Origin of the sequence: Prauserella endophytica (assembly GCF_005146945.1) — a bacterium.
Classification (GTDB): Bacteria; Actinomycetota; Actinomycetes; order Mycobacteriales; family Pseudonocardiaceae; genus Prauserella_A; species Prauserella_A endophytica.
On sequence record NZ_SWMS01000015.1, the window covers coordinates 1 to 17,681 of the forward strand.

General features: G+C 70.7%; 13 protein-coding genes and 1 riboswitch. Of the genes, 5 read left to right on the forward strand and 8 right to left on the reverse strand.

Translation table 11 applies throughout. The features are described from left to right. Nucleotides 1–85: 85 nt before the first annotated feature. Nucleotides 86–1,354 (reverse strand): alkaline phosphatase family protein, encoded by a 1,269-nt coding sequence (locus tag FCN18_RS24410; RefSeq protein WP_137096189.1) that lies wholly within the window; start codon nucleotides 1,352–1,354, stop codon nucleotides 86–88. Continuing rightward, nucleotides 1,351–2,979 (reverse strand): alkaline phosphatase D family protein, encoded by a 1,629-nt coding sequence (locus tag FCN18_RS24415; RefSeq protein WP_137096190.1) that lies wholly within the window; start codon nucleotides 2,977–2,979, stop codon nucleotides 1,351–1,353. Before FCN18_RS24415 ends, FCN18_RS24410 begins: the two co-directional genes overlap by 4 nt. Before the next feature lie 147 nt (nucleotides 2,980–3,126). Between FCN18_RS24415 and FCN18_RS24420 the strand changes: the two genes are divergently transcribed. Then, entirely contained in the window at nucleotides 3,127–4,857 is a 1,731-nt protein-coding gene (locus tag FCN18_RS24420; protein WP_112272330.1) for a GGDEF domain-containing protein, read from the forward strand. 244 nt (nucleotides 4,858–5,101) lie between these two features. After that, a riboswitch (cobalamin riboswitch) is annotated at nucleotides 5,102–5,319 on the forward strand. A 67-nt stretch (nucleotides 5,320–5,386) separates the two neighbouring features. Continuing rightward, on the forward strand, nucleotides 5,387–7,672 hold the full coding sequence (gene metE, locus FCN18_RS24425; protein ID WP_137096265.1) for a 5-methyltetrahydropteroyltriglutamate--homocysteine S-methyltransferase: 2,286 nt from the start codon (nucleotides 5,387–5,389) through the stop codon (nucleotides 7,670–7,672). Here metE and FCN18_RS24430 read toward each other — a convergent pair. Beyond that, nucleotides 7,642–8,742, reverse strand: a complete 1,101-nt coding sequence (locus FCN18_RS24430) for a hypothetical protein (RefSeq protein WP_206077982.1) — start codon at nucleotides 8,740–8,742, stop codon at nucleotides 7,642–7,644. The genes metE and FCN18_RS24430 overlap by 31 nt on opposite strands. 285 nt (nucleotides 8,743–9,027) lie before the next feature. Here FCN18_RS24430 and FCN18_RS24435 point away from each other — a divergent pair, with 285 nt between their 5' ends. From FCN18_RS24435 to FCN18_RS24445, 3 genes are all read left to right on the forward strand, one after another. Then, a complete protein-coding gene (locus FCN18_RS24435; RefSeq protein ID WP_137096191.1) occupies nucleotides 9,028–9,297 on the forward strand; it encodes a helix-turn-helix domain-containing protein in 270 nt (89 codons plus the stop codon). A gap of 24 nt (nucleotides 9,298–9,321) precedes the next feature. Then, entirely contained in the window at nucleotides 9,322–9,894 is a 573-nt protein-coding gene (locus tag FCN18_RS24440) for a DUF5753 domain-containing protein (protein WP_137096192.1), read from the forward strand. An 84-nt stretch (nucleotides 9,895–9,978) separates the two neighbouring features. Further along, a complete protein-coding gene (locus FCN18_RS24445; RefSeq protein WP_112272334.1) occupies nucleotides 9,979–10,851 on the forward strand; it encodes a helix-turn-helix domain-containing protein in 873 nt (290 codons plus the stop codon). Between the two features lie 188 nt (nucleotides 10,852–11,039). On the opposite strand, the gene FCN18_RS24450 is transcribed toward FCN18_RS24445, so the two are convergent. The 5 genes from FCN18_RS24450 to FCN18_RS24470 form a co-directional block, all read right to left on the reverse strand. Further along, nucleotides 11,040–11,726 carry a hypothetical protein gene (locus tag FCN18_RS24450; protein ID WP_137096193.1) on the reverse strand — a complete coding sequence of 229 codons (687 nt, stop codon included), beginning with the start codon at nucleotides 11,724–11,726 and terminating at the stop codon, nucleotides 11,040–11,042. 158 nt (nucleotides 11,727–11,884) lie between these two features. Continuing rightward, nucleotides 11,885–13,594: a tryptophan 2-C-methyltransferase gene (gene tsrT, locus FCN18_RS24455; protein ID WP_137096194.1), complete on the reverse strand. Its 1,710-nt coding sequence runs from the start codon at nucleotides 13,592–13,594 to the stop codon at nucleotides 11,885–11,887. 92 nt (nucleotides 13,595–13,686) lie between these two features. After that, complete coding sequence (locus tag FCN18_RS24460) at nucleotides 13,687–13,977, reverse strand: helix-turn-helix transcriptional regulator (RefSeq protein ID WP_112272340.1); 291 nt, start codon at nucleotides 13,975–13,977, stop codon at nucleotides 13,687–13,689. Between the two features lie 92 nt (nucleotides 13,978–14,069). Continuing rightward, a complete protein-coding gene (locus FCN18_RS24465) occupies nucleotides 14,070–15,041 on the reverse strand; it encodes an AraC family transcriptional regulator (RefSeq protein ID WP_228714110.1) in 972 nt (323 codons plus the stop codon). Nucleotides 15,042–15,768: 727 nt separating this feature from the next. After that, nucleotides 15,769–17,160 carry a tryptophanase gene (locus FCN18_RS24470; RefSeq protein WP_137096195.1) on the reverse strand — a complete coding sequence of 464 codons (1,392 nt, stop codon included), beginning with the start codon at nucleotides 17,158–17,160 and terminating at the stop codon, nucleotides 15,769–15,771. Nucleotides 17,161–17,681: the final 521 nt, after the last annotated feature.

Here is a 17,681-nt window from a genome sequence, read left to right on the forward strand (position 1 = left end):
CGCCATCCAAGCCGACCTCGCCAACCTCACCACTTGACCTCTATAGGAGCATCCTTCACTGCGCTGAACGCAGTGAAGGTGGCCTTCACTGCGGACGGGACCCGAAGGCCTCCAGCCGCGCCGTGCCGTCGTAGCCGCCAGCGGGCGCGGGCAGGCCGAACAGCGCGCCCACCGTCGGGGCCACATCGATGGTCCTCGCCTGCGCCGCCGAGGTGACCCCGGACCGCACCGAGGGGTGACCGCCCGCGACGAAGAACGGGATCGGCTCCGTCGCCGGATGCCCGTGGTTTCCGGGAATCGGGTTGGACCACACCTGTGGGTCGGTGAACCGCCAGCCCGCACGGCAGAACACCACGAGGTCGCCAGCCTCCGGCCCGAGCCGCAGCTCCGCTGGCGAGTGCGCCGACAGTACGCCCTCGGTGGCGAGCGCGAGCCGCCGCAGCCGCGCCACCGCGGCGGGCCGTTCCGCCTCGGGACCGGTGAAGGCGAGCAGGTCCGCACCGCCGTTCTGCGCGATCTCCACCTTGCCCGCGAGCGCCGCGTCGTCGTCCACACGCGACCGCAACGAGACCACGCGGTGCGGCAGCGACCAGTCCATCGAATGGTCGGCCAGCACCACGAGCACGCTCGAGAGCCAGCGTCCGCTTCCCTTCAGCTCCGCGACGAACCGGCCCACCTGCAGATCCGCCGACCAGAGGGCCGCCGTGCGGGCCGCCCGCAGCGTGGTGCCGGTGAGGTCGGCGTGGCCGACGCGGTCGATGTCGCCGAAGTTGGCGAACACGAGGTCAGGATCGGCCTCGTCGACCATCGCGATCAGCGCGTCCACGGTCGCCAGGTCGGGAGCGTGCCCGGTGATCGGCAGGATCGGGAACGGCTCCCAGCGCACGCTCGCGCGCTCGCCGAAGACGCCGTAGAGGTACTCCTTGCTCAGCACGCTGCCGGTGACGCGCCCCGCCGAGGCGAGCCGGTCGAGCACGGTCGGTGCGCGCAGGTCGGCGGGCTGGTCGAGGGTGCGCACGCGGCGCTGGGCGCGGTCGTACACCGAGTTCGCGGGCACGCCGGTGCGGTCGGGCCGCATCCCGCTCATCATCATCACGTGGTTGGGGATCGTCTCGGCCACGGCCAGCGAGCGCGCGGCGGGGTAGTTCGTCCCGTTCGCCCGCAGCTCGTGCAGGTTCGGGGTCAGCACCGGGTCGATCTCGTCGGCCCGCAGACCGTCCACCACGAGTACGTACACCCGTAGCGCACGCGGTCCCCGCTCCGCCCGTGCGGTGCCCGCCGCGGCGGAGAGCACCACGGTGGCGCCTGTGCCCGCGGCGGCGCGGAGCACCTGCCTGCGTGAGAGCGCGGTCATCGCAGTGCCTCCCTCGCCCTCGTGACTCGCTGTGTGCCCGCGGACACCGCGAAGGAGACGGAGTGCGCGGCGGGGCTCGCCGGATCCTTCCGGTCCGCGAGCACGAACCAGTCCATCCGCACGGCCGCGGGCGTCACCTCCAGCACGGAGTAGCCGTGCGAGTCGAAGTCGAGGTGACGCACGTGCGGGTTGTTGAGCCGGATCGCCGCCTCGACCGCGAGCGAGCCCGTGCGCGGCGGCACCCCGAGGATCTCGTCGAGGTTGTCGCTCGTCACGGACGTGCAGACCAGCTCGGCGCCGACCGACTCGCGCGTGAGCGGGTAGGTCAGCGGATCGGCAGGCAGCTCCGCGGCCCACGCCGAGTGGATGTCGCCGGTGAGGAAGACCGTGTCGCGCACGCCGTGGTCGCGCAGGACGCCGAGCACCCTGGCGCGGTCGGCGGTGTAGCCGTCCCACTGGTCGACGTTGTAGGGCGGGCCGAGCAACGGCCCGAGCAGCCGCGAGAGCGCGTCCAGCTCCCGTGGGGCCAGCGTGGACGGGAACCGCACCGGCGCGATCATCACGGGGTTGCCGACGAGCTTCCACTGCGTGCTCGCGGTGACCAGGCCGGAGGTGAGCCAGCTGAGCTGCTCCGCGCCCGCGATGGTGCGCTCCGGGTCGCCGATGGCCGGGTCGAACGGGTGCGCCGCCTGCCTGCTCCGGTAGGTCCGCAGGTCGAGCATCGACAGCTCCGCGAGCGTGCCGAAGGTGAGTCTGCGGTAGAGCCGCCCGCCCGGCTCGTAGCGCACCGGCATCCACTCGGCGTAGGCCTGTTGCGACGCGGCGCGGCGGTCCGTCCAGGTGCCCTCGGCGCCCTCGGTGTGGTTCTCGGCGCCGCCCGACCACGCGTCGTTGGCCGACTCGTGGTCGTCCCACGTGACGGCGAAGGGCACGCGGGCGTGCAGCGCCCGCAGGTCCGGGTCCGACTTGTACTGCGCGTGCCTGCGCCGGTAGTGCTCCAGCGTCGTCATCTCGACAGGCGGGTCGTGCGGGCGGACCGCGCCGTCCTCGGCGCCGTACTCGTAGAGGTAGTCACCGAGGTGCACCACGAGGTCGAGGTCGTCGCGCTCGGCGAGGTGGCGGTAGGCGGCGAAGTGACCGGACTGCAGGTTGGAGCACGAGACGACGCCGAAGCGGAGCCGTTCGACGGCGGCGCCGACGGCGGGCGCGGTCCGTGTGCGCCCGACCGGCGAGGCCGTGCCCGCGACGGCGAAGCGGTACCAGTACCACGTGGCCGGCTCCAGCCCGGCGACGTCGACCTTGACGGTGTGGTCGCGGGCGGGCCCGGTAGTGACGCTCCCCCGCGCGGCCACACTCGTGAAGGCCTCGTCGCGCGCGATCTCCCAGCTGACCATGACCTCGGGTCCGAGCCCCGACCCTGGCACGGCCTCCGGGGCCGGCGTCACCCTGGTCCACAGGAGCACACCGTCGGGTAGCGGATCACCGGAGGCGACCCCATGGGCGAACGGGCCGGCCTCCTGCGCCGCCGCCGTCGGACCGAGCATTCCGGCGCCGGCGACCGCGGCCAGCGCACCCCCAGCGCGGAACATCTCGCGCCTGCTGAGCGAGTTCACGGGGGCACACATTTCACGAATCGTCACGAGTTGTCACTACTGCTCAGTAGCTGTTCAGCAGAACTTCAGCTGGATGGCCTAAACAAGAAGCGCGGAGCGGCGCGAGCCAGCTTGATCGGCCGTTATTCCTGTGTAACGATCGGGCTGTTTTTCACTGAAATGGGCCAAAAGCGGGTGAAGTTTTCGGGCGTGGGAGTCGGTGTGAACCAAGTTCGCTTCGCGTTCCAGCCGCTGTACAGCCTGCACACTGGTGGGGTCGTGGCGGTCGAGGCACTGGCCCGTCCCGCCTCCGGAGGCGTCGGCGACCTGCTCGGCTCCGCCCTGCGCCGGGGAAGGCTCGTCGAGGTGGACGTGGGCCTCGCCGCCCGCGCCGTGCTGGACGAGGCACCGCACGCGACCCTGCTTCCCCTGCATCTCAACGTGACGGCGCTCACTGCGGCCGCCCCCAAACCCGCGCTGCAGCCGCTCTTCGACGCGCTCGGCGAGACCAGCCGCAGACCCCGCGAGATCGTCCTGGAGATCGGCCCGCCCTTCCACGGCATCGCGCCCGCCGCCCTGCTCTCCGGGATGGCCCGGCTCGGCGAGCTCGGCTTCCGGCTGGCCTTCGACGGCCTCGGCGCGGGTGATCTTCCCCTCAATCTGCTCGCCGAATCGCGGGTGGACCTGGTCAAGCTGGACCGTACGACCCTGCGCCGCCTTCCCGACGACCCGGCGACGGTCGCCCTCGTCGAGTCGCTCGTCCACTTCGCCGCCCGCACCGACCTCCGGCTCGTCGCGACGGGCATCGAGACCGAGGACCAGCTCAACACCGTCCGCAGGCTCGGTATCCGGGTGGTGCAGGGCAACCTCTTCGCACCCGCCCGCGGAGGCATGGCGCCGATGGGCGCGGCGACGCTGGCCACGCCCGACGGCCAGGAGGGACCACCCTCGTTCACGCCGACGAGCGCGCCGACCGTGAAGGACTTCCTGCGGCCAGCCACGACCCTGCCCGCCGAGGCGACGTGCGAGGAGGTCCGCAACGTCCTCGTTGACAACGACGCGCCGACCGGCATCATCGGTCTCGACGAACAGGGCCGTCCACAGTGGTCGATCGACCGCACACGGTTCCTGCTCGCGGTCACGGGACCGTTCGGTCACGCCCTGCACGCCAACCGCCCCGCCGAGCGCCTCGCCGACGCACCGCACGTGATCCGCCACGGCGCCGCCGCGCTGGAACTGCTCGACCTGGTCACCGACGCCGACTGGGACCGCACCGCCGACGACGTGGTGGTGATCGACGACGCGGGGCGCTGCCAGGGCGTGGTGCTGGTGCACGAGGTGGTGCGCGGGCTCGCCGACGCGAAGATCGAGGAGGCGGCCGCGCTCAACCCGCTCACCCGGCTGCCGGGCAGCGACTCGGTGGCTCGGGCCGTGGACCGGCGCATCGCCGCGGGACAGCCGCTCGTGGTGGGCTGGCTCGACGTCGACTCCTTCAAGAAGGTCAACGACACCGTGGGGTTCGCGGCGGGCGACGACCTGATCCGCGCCCTCGGCCGCAAGCTCACCGACCTGGCGACGAACCTCGGCGGCGTCACGGTGAGCCACGTGGGCGGCGACGACTTCCTCATCGCCTGCGACATCGACAAGATCACGACCGTGGCCGACGGGCTGCTGGACAGCCGGTGGTACGCGGAGGGGCTGCCCGTGACGGTGTCACTCGCGACGCTGGTCTGCGCGGGCTCGTCCGTCGGCTCGTACCGGGAGATCTCGCGGCTGCTCGCCCCGTTGAAGAAGCACGCCAAGGACGTGACCGGCTCGAGCTGGGTCAACAGCTGGCCCGGCACCGACCGCATCGAGGTGCTGCGGGGCATCAACTCGCAGCGAATGCCGAGGCAGCGCCCGGCAAGCTGAGCCCCCGCCCACTGCCCGTCCGCAGCGATGTGGAACCCCCTCGCGAAAAGGTGAGTGCCCCGGTGCTGCTGGGGGTTCAGCACCGGGGCACTCCTCACATGCCAGGGCGCCCTGGGGAGGGGGCTGTGGGCGCCCGGCAGGCCAGCAAACGTGAAAGTCTTTACGTTCGCTTCATGTTTGAGCATACGCCATGCGTGCTCGTTTGCATAGGTTTCCATCGCTGTGCATCGCCTGTGCGGACCGCTAGAGTGGGTGTGCTGGTGGTTCGCCGGACCGTACGGCCCGGCGAGGCAAGAGGGAACCTGGTGCGAGTCCAGGACTGCCCCCGCAGCGGTGAGCGGGAACGACCGCCGTCATGACGCACTGGGCACACGTGCCTGGGAAGCGACGGCCAGTAGGCGCGCCGGAGGTGTCCGGTGGGTGCCCGCGAGTCCGAATACCTGCCACCGCCGCGCGCACCGCCGGTGCGCGCGTGCCCGCAACCGCTCGCGAGGAGAGAGCCGTGGCAGAAACGCACGACAGTCATGCCCTGAATCCGGACATCGGCGCCACCGTGCTGGGATACCCGAGGATCGGTCCGCGCAGGGAGCTCAAGAAGGCGCTCGAGTCCTACTGGGCCGGCAGCACCGGCGTGGCCGAGCTGGAGGCCACCGCGGCCGCGCTGCGCCGCTCGACGTGGGAGAGCTTGCGCGCAAGCGGACTGGATTCCGTTCCGGGCAACACGTTCTCGTTCTACGACCACCTGCTGGACACCGCGCAACTCTTCGACGCGGTACCCGAGCGCTACCGCGGCTTGTCCACGGTGGATTCCTACTTCGCGATGGCGAGGGGACGGCCAGGGCTCAGCCCGCTGGAGCTGACCAAGTGGTTCGACACGAACTACCACTACCTGGTGCCCGAGCTGTCGCCGGGCACCAGGTTCCGGCTGGCGACGGACAAACCGCTCGCCGAGTACCGGGAGGCGGCCGGACTCGGGATCAGCACCCGACCGGTGCTGCCAGGACCGCTGACGTTCCTGCTGCTCGCAAAGCCGTCGCCCGGCTCCCCCGCCGGTTTCCGCACCCTGGACCTGCTCGACGGCTTGCTCGACGCCTACGCGGAGCTGCTGGGCCTGTTGGCCGCAGAGGGCGTCGCGTGGGTACAGCTCGACGAGCCCGCGTTCGTCGCCGACCGCACGCCGGAGGAACTGCGGGCGCTCGCATCCGCCTACACGCGCCTGTCCGCACTGCGCGCCCGGCCCAGCATCCTGGTGGCCGGCTACTTCGGCAGGCTCGGCGACGCGCTCGGGGTGCTGGCGGGCACCGGCGTCGAGGGCCTCGCCGTCGACCTGGTGAGCGACGAGCGGGCGCTGACGGAGCTGACGGCCGAGCGGCGCCTGCGCGACAAGACCGTGGTCGCCGGGCTCGTCGACGGGCGCAACGTGTGGCGCACGGACCTGCGCGCCGCGGTGCGCACGGCGGCGGCCCTGCTGGGCTCGGTACGCGATCTCGGTGTCTCCACCTCCTGCTCGTTGCTGCACGTGCCCTACGACCTGGACGCGGAGCGCGGCCTCGATCCCGTTGTGCGGCAACGGCTCGCGTTCGCCGAGCAGAAGGTGGCCGAGGTCGTGACCATCGCTCGTGCGCTGCGCGAGGGCGCCGATGCCGTGGCGGGCGAGCTGGCCCACGCGGACGAGGTGACCCGTCTCGCGGGCAGGCGGGACGACCAGGTTCGCGCGCGGATCAGCGCGCTGCGCCCGGAACACCGGCGCAGGCCCGGCTTCGGGCGACGTGCCGCCGCGCAACGCGAACGCCTGCGCCTGCCCGATCTGGCCACTACGACGATCGGCTCGTTCCCGCAGACGCCCGAGGTGCGCGCCGCACGGGCGGGGCTGCGCGCGGGCCGCATCGACGAAGCCCGGTACACGGCCGCCATGCGGGCCGAGATGGAGCGGGTGGTGCGCCTCCAGGAGGACATCGGACTGGACGTGCTGGTGCACGGCGAGCCCGAGCGCAACGACATGGTGCAGTACTTCGCCGAGCGGCTCGACGGCTTCGCGGCCACCGAGCACGGCTGGGTGCAGTCGTACGGATCCCGTTGCGTACGCCCGCCGATCCTGCACGGCGACGTGTCCCGGCCCCGCCCCATCACGGTCGAGTGGAGCACCTACGCGCAGTCGCTCACCGACCGGCCGGTGAAGGGCATGCTGACCGGACCCGTGACGATGCTGGCGTGGTCGTTCGTCCGCACCGACCAGCCGCTCGCCGAGACCGCGGACCAGGTGGCGCTCGCGCTGCGCGACGAGGTCGCGGACCTGGAGCGCGCCGGGCTGCGCATCGTCCAGGTCGACGAGCCCGCACTGCGCGAGCTGCTGCCACCACGGCAGGACCGGCAGCAGGAGTACGTGGACTGGGGCATCGCCGCGTTCCGCCTCGCGACCGCGGGCGTTTCCGACGCCACGCAGATTCACACGCACCTGTGCTACTCCGAGTTCGGCGACGTCATCATGGCGATCGACGCGCTCGACGCCGACGTGACCTCACTGGAGGCGGCACGGTCCAATATGGAGGTCCTGCGTGACCTCGCCGCGATCGGGTTCGGCCGTGCCGTGGGACCAGGTGTGTACGACATCCACTCGCCCCGCGTGCCGGACAGCGAGGAGATGCGCAAGGCGCTCGCGGCCGCCGTGGCGGTGCTGCCGGCCGAACGGTTGTGGGTCAACCCGGACTGCGGGCTGAAGACGCGGCGCTATCCGGAGATCGAGCCCGCGCTGCGGGCGCTGGTCGAGGCGGCGCACGCAGCACGTCAGGAGTCCGCTTCGGCGAGCCTGCGGTAGATCACGGCCTGCTGCCGCAACCGTTCGGCGTCACCGTCGCGGTCCTCGTCGTCGAGCCGGTCGGCGAGCTGGTCGGCGTCGTCGGCCAGCCGGTGCAGTTCCGCAGGCGACTTGCCCTCGGCGATGAGCCGGGCCTGCTCGGCCGCGTGCCGCGACGCGGCCGAGCAGACCTCCCGCGCGGCCGGGGGAAGGGCACATTCGAGGGCGTCCCGGCGGAACACCTCCCGAATCTGGCCTGCCGCACGGGCGAGGACACCGGCGAGCGCGGCCGGCACCCCGGCGTCGTGCTCGGCGGCGTCGTAGTCGTCCCACAGCGCGGTGGTGCCGAACGGTCCCACGCTGTCAACGGGATGGACCCAGTGACCGTCGGACACGCTCGCGTAGCCGTCGTTCGCTTCGATGCCTGCCACGCGGGCGAGCGGCAGGCCGGAACCGTCCACAATGGTCCCGGCAAGCTCCTCGGCCCGGATGCGGGCCTCCCCCGGACCGGCCAGGAACAACACCTTCTGCCGCACCTTCCAGTACGACAACCGGATTCCGGGTGGGAACGGGCCGCGCGCGGCGAGTGCGGGCTCACTCCGCTCGCCGTGCCGGGCGAGCAGGCGCGCGCGGCCCGAGGTCAGTGCGTCGGCGTAGTGCTCGACGTGAGCGCGTTCGAACGGCCCGTACGGCGCCCTGTCGCCGAGGTGCGCGAGTGCGGCACGCGGGTAGTCGCCGTCGAGGAACTCGCGCTGCTCCGCCGGCAGGTGCTCGCACGGCACCGGGGCCTCCACGAAGTACAGCGACGGCCGGTCGCCGGTGCGGTGGAAGGGATGCCGCAGGTAACCGGCGAGCCGCACCTGCGCGTCGTCGGCGTCGAGGGCCGCCGCGCGAACCTCGAGCCACGCGACCCACAGCCGCACGGCCCTGCCGCGCCGCCGCCGTTCCCACGCCTCGACGTCCGCCGCCTCCTGGCGCGCCCGGCAGGCGAGGTCGCTCCAGTCGTCGTCGGCGAAGCGGCTCACCCGGCGTCGTGCGTCCTCGACCGCCCTCGCCAGGCGCGCCCAGTCGCCGGCGCCGCTCATGCTCACGGCACTCCTCCATCCGCTTCCGGTGAGGCGTGTCGCGGCAGCGCACACGCGGCGAGTCTCTCGGCCCACCCGACCTCCCCACAGTGACCACCCCGGCTGCACCGGCGACGCGACCGCGATCCAGGGGGTTTTCACGGCCGCGACCACCGGGGGCTAACGTGACAGGTGTCAACAGCACGTAGCCACGGCCAAATGTAGCGCGCTACGTAGGTAGTCCGCTACACCTCGGCGTGGCCTATTCGGGTGAATGCGCGCGCATGTCACCCCACGCCGAGAGGTGGCCACTTGGTCGAGCCGGGGAAGACCGCGGTCAGGCGAGCCGTCGGCCGCGAGCTCAAGCGGATGCGCAACGCCAAAGGCCTGAACCTGAAGGCGGCCGCCGAGGCGGCGGGCGAGACCGGGGACAAGGCGCTGATGCAGGTCGAGCGCGGCCGCAACCTCCCGCAGATCGCCAACATCGACACGCTGCTCTCGACCTACGGCTGCCGCGACCAGCTCCCGAACTTCCAGTCCCTGCTCAAGAACGCGGGCAAGCGGAACTGGAAGGACTGGTAGGAGCACAGCTTTCCCGCCGACTTCGTGCCAGAGCAGTCCAAGCTGCTGCTGAGCTGCGAGGCCTCGGCCGTGCGGCTGCGGATGTACCAGGCTCAGTTCGTGCCGGAGGTGTTCCAGACCGGCGACTACGCCGAGGCGCTGGTGCGCGCGAGCATGCCGCACGCGAGCGACGACGAGGTCCGGCTGTGGAGCAGGCTCGCCGAAGGCAGGCAGGACGTGCTCGACCGGCCGGATCCGCCCGAGGTGCAGTGCGTCCTCGACGAGGCGGTGCTGCACCGGAAGGTCGGCGGGCCGGACGTGCTCGCCGCCCAGCTCGCTCACCTCGCCGAGCTGGCGAAGCGGGCGGGCGTCGACATCCGGGTGCTGACCGAGGAGTCCGGTGCGCACGCGGGCACGGGCGGCAGCTTCACGCGCATCGTGCTGCTGCCCGAGCTGCCCACCTATCCCGGCATCGTGCACGTGCGCACCGCCGCGCAGGACCTCTACTACGAGGAGCCGCACGAGATCGATCCCTTCGACGGGGTCTGGACCTTGTTGCTCGAGCAGGCGCTGCCCGCCGACGAGTCGCTCGCGCTGCTGGAGGCCGCCGCGGGCTAGCGCCTTGTCGGGGAACCCTCCTCGACAAGGCACTACAGTGACGGATGAACGGTCCCGTGACTTCAGCGCAGAAGGGCAGCCCTCGTGGTCGCACCGACTCCGGTCGTCACCGCCGACTGGTTCGCCGCGCGCATCTCCGCGCTCCGCGAGGCCAGCGGCCGCACTCCCGGCGAACTCGCCGCCGCACTCGGCAGGAGCGCCTCGGGGGTGCGTCACTTCGAGTCGTCGACCCGGCTCGTCGGCAAGCGCTACCTCAAGCTCGCACTGGAGGAGCTCGGCCACGGTCATCTCGTCGGCCCCTATTCCTCGGTCATCGAGCGCTCGCGGGCGAAACCGCTGTGGTGGCAACAGGTTCTGCCGCAGGTGAAGCGGTCGGAGAAGCCCTCCGAGCTGCACCAGCTCGAGCTCTTGGTCAACTTCGAGTCCTCGGCCACCCGGATCGGCGTCTACGCCCCGGACACCGTGCCGGACCTGGTACAGACCCCGGCGTACGCCGAGGCGCTGCACCGGATCGCCGAACCGTTGCTGCCGGAGCTGCACCGGGCCCTGCTGCCCGGTCGTCGAGCGCTGCTCGACCACGACGACCCACCACAGCTGCACGTGCTCGTTGACGAGGTCGTGCTGCGAAGGGAGATCGGCGGACCGGGCGTGCTGCGCGAACAGCTCCGGCACCTGGTCGCGCTCACCGACCGGCCGGCAGTCACCGTCCAGGTGGTTCCGTCCACTGCCGCAACGGGCGTGGAGGGGAACTTCTCCTTGCTGGACCTGGCCGACGAGCTCGACGGTGACCCCGGAGCCGTTTTCGTCAGGACCGGCGCGGACTGGGTGCACTTCCGGCAACCCGCGAAGGTCGCCCGGTACCGCGCCCGCTGGTCGGCCCTGCTGCAGCACGCGCTCCCCCCGGAGCAGTCGCGGGCGACCCTCGAGCAACTGGCACGGGAACTCCACCCGCGCTAGCGCAACACCCCCTCGACAATCGTCCCCACGGTTTCGGGGTTGGCGGCGTGGCCGGAACCCGAAGGAGGCTGGGCCACGCCGCCAACGGCTACGTGTTGCGGATGAACGGTCCTGTAACAGCAGCCGCGATCAGCGTAGCACGCTACCGCCGACCGCGCTACACCGCGGCGCGTCGCGCCTTCGGTCCACTATGGACCTTCCTGGCCTCCGGGTTCGTCGTGCTCCGTGGGCCACCAGTTGTTCAGCAGGCTCATCCTCGCCTCGAGCAGTGCCGGGTTGCGCAGGTCCAGCACATGCACCTCACGCCAGCGGTAGAACCCGATCCGCTCGAGCATCCCGGCCATCCGCACCGCGGCGAGCTCCGCGGAGACGCGGTCAGGGGCACTGCCGCGGAAGTCCGCCGGCGAAAGGCGGCACGCCGCGAGCCGCGCGGTCGGCGCCAGCGTGCGCAGTGCCCCGGCGATGAGCGGGCCCGCGAGCCCGTGCCCTCGCCACTGCGTACCGAGCGTGACGTCACGCAGGATCACCATGCGCGGCGGGCCCTCGCTGAGCTGCGCGTCGAGTTCCGGATGCAGGCGTCCGTCCGCGGAATCCAGCACCGTTTCGGCGATGAACTCCAGCGCCCATTCGCCGAGAGCCACGGAGTCCAGCAAATTGCGCTCACGCTGCAGATCCGCGATGACCAGGGAGATGTCCCCGACGTGCCGGAACGGCTCCGGGCACAATTCCAGCTCCCACACGTCGGCCGACACGTCCCAGCGTTCGGGCAGGTGGTCCTCGTCGTCGATGTGCCACCAGAGCCGGTCGTGCCGGATGGACAGCCTGATGTTCAGCGGGTTGGCAGGCAGATCCGGGGCATCAGGCGCCATTGTCATGAGGCCACCTCACTTGCGTCGCCGAGCGGTAGCTCCGACCGATATTCCGTCAACCAACACGAGGGTTGCAAGGCTACATAGTGACGTTCGGGTAACAAGATACCCCGGCGAAATTTTTTCGCCGGGGCAACTTGCAAATTCTGTTCATGTAACTCGGGTCAGGTACCCACCACCTGAGCTGGCGTTTCTACTGTGCGTATTTCCTTGAGGATTTCCGTTCGCCTGGGCCAATGAGACCAGAAGGCACCCGTGTACCCGAGCTGTACGGCGCGTAACAGGAAGGGGTTGTCGGCATAGTTGTCGTCGTCCTCGGTGAGGCCGGCGAGCGTCGGCAACATGACGCGATAGCGCTCCTGCTCGGGCACCAGATCCCACAGCAACCGCACGCTGTTGGCCCACCGGCCGCCCGGTGTGCGGACCGTCTCCGGCTCCTCCGGCAGCAGGGGCGACAGGTAGTACACCGGCCGGAACCGGCCGCGCGCGTCGAACACGAACTGCCGCTCGTACTGGACCACCGGACAGCTCCGCATCGGCGTCAGCACGATCGGTTCCTCCGCCGTGTCCGACTGCAGGCCCAGCACGGTCCGTGTCCCGCCGCACTCCTCGGCGAGCCGGATGCCGAGCGGAGAGTACGGGAACGCCCTGATGCCGAGGCTGTAGCCGACCACGGCGACATCGAGGTCCAGTGTCCGCCGCACGGCGTCGCGCACGGTCTCCTCGGTCTCGCCCGGCATCCCGAGCAGCACCTCGACCATCACGGGGATGCCGTGGCGACGGGCCAGCTCGCACACCTCGCGCGCGTCGTCGAACGTGTAGTAGCGGCCGCCGCCCGCGGTGAGCTTCCAGCCGTCGAGCATGTCGTCGCGGACGTGGTCCGGAGCGAGGTTCATACCTGCGCACCCCGCGTCCGCGAGCAGCGCCATCAGCTCCTCGTCGAACGGCCTCGGCTGGGCGTAGACCCAGAGTCGCAGGTCGTGCAGGGGCGAGGCGGCGCTCATGCCCTTGCGCCGCACGATCTCCCTGAGCACCGCCTTGCTGTGGGCGATCACGAGGTTGAACTCGCTGTCGGTGGTGTGCAGGTCGTGCACGCCCTGCGCGACGAGGGACTCCATCTCGTCCACGACCGCCTCGACGGACCGCCGCGTGAACAGCGTGCCCTTGGCGTCCGGCTCCACGCAGTGCGCGCACGCGAACGCGCACCCGTTCTTGGTCAGAATGTTGCCGAGCCCGCCCGCGCGGTAGTACCGCAGGTTGTCCACCTTCCACGGCGTCGCCGAGCGGCGCGTGTAGGCGGTGGCGGTGTTCATCGACGTCCTGCCGAGGTCCACCGGAGCGATGTGCCTGCGGGACCGGCCGTTCGACGCCTGTCCGGGCACCCGCTCGATCCGGCCGCCGCCACGGTTGACGAACAGGCCCGGGATCTCCTCTGGGCCGCGGCCCGCGAGCAGCGCCTCGGCGAGCGCGACGAGGACGTTCTCCCCCGGGCCCTTCACGCCGAAGTCGAGACCGAGGTAGTCGGTGAGCGCGTACGGCATCGACGAGAAGCCCACGCCGCCGCCGACGAGCGGCGCTCGGGTCACCGACCGGATTTCGGAGACGATTTCCCGGTGATCGCCGAGAAACATTCTCTGTTGCTGCGCGTAAATGGTGTCGGTGTTGCGGATCGTGATCCCGACGAGCGCGGGGTCACGGTGCGTGAAATATTCGTGCAACACCGCTCGCCAATTGTCCCGCTGAAAGGTCAGGTCCACGACCTCGGCGTCGAAGCCGGCGGCCTCGAGGGAGGTCGTGAGGATGTCCAGCGCGTACGGGGTGATCGGGGGGTGCACGAGGTTCGGGTTGACGAGCGCGACCAGCGCCTTGCCCATCGGGGCCTCCCACAGTCCATTTGATACCGACGGCGGGAGTCTCGGTCATGCCGGGTTCGATTGGCAGGGACCGTTTTTCGCTGACGGACCGGTCAGCGAAGCCTGCGCCCACACCGCACGGCGGCGGCGAGCTCCTCACTCGGCACGTCGAGCGCGGCGCTGAGCCAGCGGCGCCAGTACGGTCCCGGCACCCGCTTGCCCCGCTCCCAGCGGGCCACCTCGTCCCTGCTCACACTCTCGTTGGAGGAGAGGTCAACGAGCACGTCGGCGAGCTGGTACTGCGTCAGTCCCCGCATTTTCCTGACCCGCCGTACGAGTTCCCAGATCGGTTCTCCAGCACCGTTCTCGCGCGGGTTTCGCTGCCCGGGCTCACCGGTCGTCATGTCATCGACAGTAGGATCGGGCCGTCCCCTCAACGAGCCGTTCTGCGTCTCTTTGTGTCCTCTTTGCGAATCGTCATAGAAATACATGGTCATCATCTGTGCAGGGTTTGTGATGGGGTCTCGTTGTACTTGCGCCGGTAGGTGGTGGCGAAGCGGCCGAGGTGGACGAACCCCCAGCGGCCGGCGACCTCGCCAACGGTGACGGTGTCGGGCTGTGCGGCGCGCAGCTCGTCGTGCGCCCGCTGCAGTCGCACACCACGCAGGAACGCGCTCGGCGTGGTGTCGAGGTGCCTGCGGAAGCCCTTCTGCAGCGCCCGCACGCTGACCCCGGCCTCACGAGCGAGGCTGCCCATCGTGTGGGCCAGTTCGGGGTGGTTCTCGATGATCTCGACGGCCCTGCTGATGGCCCTCGACGGCGCGGGCAGCGCCTTGCCGTGCAGCATCTCGGCATAGTTGCTGTGCTGCGCGATGAGCAGCCCGGACATCAGGTTCTGCTCCATCTGCTGGATCGACAGCGGATGGTTGAGCAGACTGTCCGGCCGGTTCAGCTCGGACACGCAGAACATCAGGTAGTCGTACCAGGTACGCGCGTAACCCGAGATCGCCATGCCGAGGTCGAACTCGATGGGGTTCGGCAGCGACCGGTCGAGCAGGTCGGACAGCGTCGCCTCCAGCGCGGTCCGCTCGATCCGCAGGATCACGAGTTCGAGGTCGCCGTCGAGCCGCATGCTCAACGGCCTGGTCGGACCCACCACCACCGCGACGCCCAGTACGCCGTAGACGTGCTCGGCGCCCTGCTGGAACAGACCGTGGCCCAGCAGCGGCACCTGCACGACGTAGAACGTTTCGAGCACACCTGGATCGACCCGCACGTCCGCGCCGTAGCCGATGTAGCTCATCCCGACCTTGTCGAGCCGCTTGGAGTGCATCCGGGCGTCGAGCTCGCCGTCCCGCTCGGACAGCTCCATGCGGTGGTCGCAGAAGACGCGCCCGACCGCCTCCCGCGTCGCGTCGAGATCCCGTGAATGGAACAGCTCGAATCGGCTCAGTGGTTTCTGAATCATGCGCTCACCGGGACACCGATCCCGAAAGCCGGCTCGGACCTCCCCGCTTCACCTCCTCCGCTACTAGCGTTGACCCGGCCCGACATCGCCGGTACCACCAAACGGGTGCGCTTTGCTTTCAGCAAATTGCAGATTTCAAATCGGCAGGCCATTCCCGCGCCGGTGGCGAGCCGTTCCGACCAGGCCGCGAGGACACCTGGCCGCGCACAGCACCACAATGCGGACATCGGTTCGAACTCCAGTCTCCCGCTCCCGCCCCGAAGGCACGCGAGCCAATGGGATGCGTTCAACCGTCAATGCGCGAGCCGCGCCGCCGGATTACTCCACTCGGCCCTATCCACCCAGAAAAACGCAGCTCAGGAATTGGCCAAAGGAAACGAACCACACCGGGCGCCCCCATGCGGCCGGTATACCGGGTTCGTCGCCGGGCGATCACCGCACCGTGGCGGCACAATGGTCTCCCGACCGGTTCGCCGAATCGTCAAGCGGGGCACGTCCCCATGATCGAGCTTCGATCCGGCCATCGCTCAGCCTCTCGAGACCTGCCACCCCCATGGATCAGCATGGTTCACTCAGTGAATTGCGCGTACCACCAAACGGGTCAAATTGCGAAACGCATCCTGCATGTTCACGAACACGTCATGTCACGGTCACGACGAACCACCGAGGCGGTGACGTCGAGCGGCAGACTATCGGCGCCGCGTTCGTCCGGTCCAGTGAAGATTTTTCAACTATGCCCACTCTCGGTGCCCCCCAACGGCGCGAGCGTGGCCGCGAACTGCCGCAGCGCGCCCGTCTGCTCGGTGATGCGGTAGCCCCTGATCGCCGAAACCTTGGCCGCGACCTCGCCCGCCACCTCCGCGGCGTACTCGAGGTGGTTCGAGGTGTAGACCCGTCTCGGCAGCGCGAAGCGCACCAGTTCGCTCGGCGCTGGGAGGTCGGGACCCCCCGCGGGGTCGGGTCTGCCGAACACGAGGGTGCCCAGCTCCGTCACGCGGACCGCCCCCGCCAGGTACAGCTCGATGGCGAACGCCGTGGCGGGCAGCTCGTGCGGCGGGATGTGCCCGAGCAGCCTGCCCGCGTCGACGTACACGGCGTGGCAGCCCGCCGGCCGCACGACGGGCAGCCCCGCGCGTTCGAGCCGCTCGGCGAACCAGCCCGCCGACTCCGCGCGGTACCGCAGGTACGCCGGGTCGGTGACCTCCAGCAGTCCCTGCGCGAGCGCGTCGAGGTCGCGTCCGGCGAGCCCGCCGTAGGTCGGGAACCCCTCGGTCTCGATGAGCTGATCCGCACACCGCCGTGCCAGTTCCGGGTCCCGCAGTGCGATCAGGCCGCCGATGTTGGCGACGCCGTCCTTCTTGAGGCTCGCCCAGCAGCCGTCGGCGAGGTCGAACATCGCCCGCGCCAGCTCACGCGGCGTCGCGCCCGCGTGCGCGGGTGAGCGCGTGCCGACCAGGTAGGCGTTCTCGGCGAACCGCGACGCGTCGAGCAGCAGCGGAACGCCGTGCCGACGGCACAGGCGCCGGGTCTGCGCCGCGTTCTCCAGCGACACCGGCTGGCCGCCGTTGGCGTTGTTGGTGACGGTGAGGACCACGCAGGCCACGCGCCCGCCGTCCGGTCCGGAGAGCAGGTGCTCCAGCGCGGTCAGGTCGATGTTCCCGCCGAACGGCAGCACCGTGCCGGCGGGCACCGGCACCGGAAGGTCGACCGCCTCAGCGCCCGTGGCGAGCACGCTCGCGCGCGTGCTGTCGAAATGCGTGTTCGCGACGCACAACCGACCCGGCCGCAGCAGGCCGTGGAGCAGGATGCGCTCCGCCGCCCTGCCCTGGTGCACCGGCAGCACCTCGCCGAACCCGGTCAGCTCGGTGACCACGCGCTCGAACCGCTCGAAGGACCGGGCGCCCGCGTACGACTCGTCGCCGGAGACCAGCGCGGACCACTGCGCCGCCGACATCGCGCTCGTACCGGAGTCGGTGAGCAGGTCGATCGTGATGAGCCGCGCCGGAACGCGGAACAGGTTGTACCCGGCGGCCTCCAGCGCCTCCCTCCGCTCGCCCGGTGTCGGGAAGGGAATCGGCTCGACGGCCTTGATCCGGAACGGTTCCATGAACGACGGCATGTGCGGGCCTCCCCGGTGAACCCGTCGAGTCTCCGGTCAGCCGCGATCTCCGCGGTAGGGGCCGCTCCCCGCCCGTTCGGGCAGCTCGGCCAGGTGCATCGCGCCCACCCGCGACCGGCGGCGCCGCGGTACCCGCCACAGCCGCCGCGCCGCCCGGCTGACCGACGGGTGCACCCCGCGCTCGACGCAGCCAGCGGCAACCGGGGTTCCCCGTCGCCGCCGCGCACGAGTCCCGGCAACCGGAGCGACGGCCGGGACACGACGGCCATCAGCAGCCGCGCGAGCCTCGGCAGTGCCGGGCCCCGCCACTGGTGGTGCCTCCACACCGGTTCGCACGCCCGGCAGCCGAGGCAGCACGACGACTGCCCGGCCGGTTCCGGGTCGTCCGCGTCCAGCCGCCCGTCCTCCGGCGTGCTGTCGGGAAACGCCACCGCGACGGGGTTTCCGGTGAACAGGGGGTCGCGTCACGCGCGCAGGGCGCCGGCTCATCGACGGCGAAGCGCACGTGGCCCCGGCCCACG